This window comes from Enterococcus sp. NBRC 3427 (genome assembly GCF_007996925.1).
Lineage (GTDB): Bacteria > Bacillota > Bacilli > Lactobacillales > Enterococcaceae > Enterococcus_B > Enterococcus_B lactis.
This window is the reverse complement of record NZ_BJLL01000126.1, coordinates 1-744: the sequence shown is the minus strand read 5'-3', so window position 1 is coordinate 744 and position 744 is coordinate 1. Positions and strand designations below refer to the sequence as shown.

Genomic DNA, 744 nt, shown 5'->3' with positions numbered 1-744 from the left:
AAGCACTTTTCGTAAATTTCTTCTTATTTCTTGAAGCTGACCACTTCTGTCACAACCTCTGTTTTTCATTGCCCATAAGTTTGATATTGTCCTTCTGATGACTCATTCGTAATGATTGAAGCTTGATTTTCTTCATTTCCCGTTATCGTTTGTCCACTGCCAGAATCTGAAGGACTTGTTCCTGTCGATTCGTTTTTTTGAGAAGAATCTGTTGTTTTCTTGACTTGTTCATTGGTCTTTTTCCATTCCGCTAATCGATCGGCCACCACTTTTTTGTCCACTTTTTCAGAATAAGCTGTGACCACTTTTCCATTTTTCAAACGAGCTACCTTGTCGCCATCATGAGTCAAAAGCAAAACGGTCAAATGTTTGTCTTTGAATTGATATTGTCTGAGAGAAATCGCACTAAGTACGTCATCGATATTGATAAATTGATTTTCTTCTTTTCCTTTCGGCAAATAGATGTCCAATTCACCTTTTTCGTAATTGGCAGTTAATTTATATTCCTCCCACCAATAAGTTGAGAATTCTTTTTTGAAATTATCTACTGATTCTTTGCTTGCTACGATTTTTTCTGTTTCTTTCTGAGCAAGATCTGCTGTCATTTTTCCTGAAAATGCTGCGGATAAAATAAGCAGTAAGAAAAAACCGAATAACCAAAAGAGAAGAAACGGTCTTTTTTTCCTCATGCCTTCCTCCACTCCTATTTAATTTTGACTATTCTATTATATACAAAAAATGAAG

1 protein-coding gene is annotated in these 744 nt (G+C 35.3%); it reads right to left on the bottom strand.

The features are described from left to right. Window positions 1–65 precede the first annotated feature (65 nt). The gene (locus ESP02_RS13170) at window positions 66–689 is read right to left on the bottom strand and encodes a hypothetical protein (RefSeq protein WP_025478430.1); all 624 of its coding nucleotides are present in this window, start codon (window positions 687–689) and stop codon (window positions 66–68) included. Between the last annotated feature and the right edge of the window lie 55 nt (window positions 690–744).

Bases quoted from the DNA above. Each gene is read 5' to 3' on its own strand.
- ESP02_RS13170 (WP_025478430.1), bottom strand. From the start codon at position 689: ATGAGGAAAAAAAGACCGTTTCTTCTCTTTTGGTTATTCGGTTTTTTC.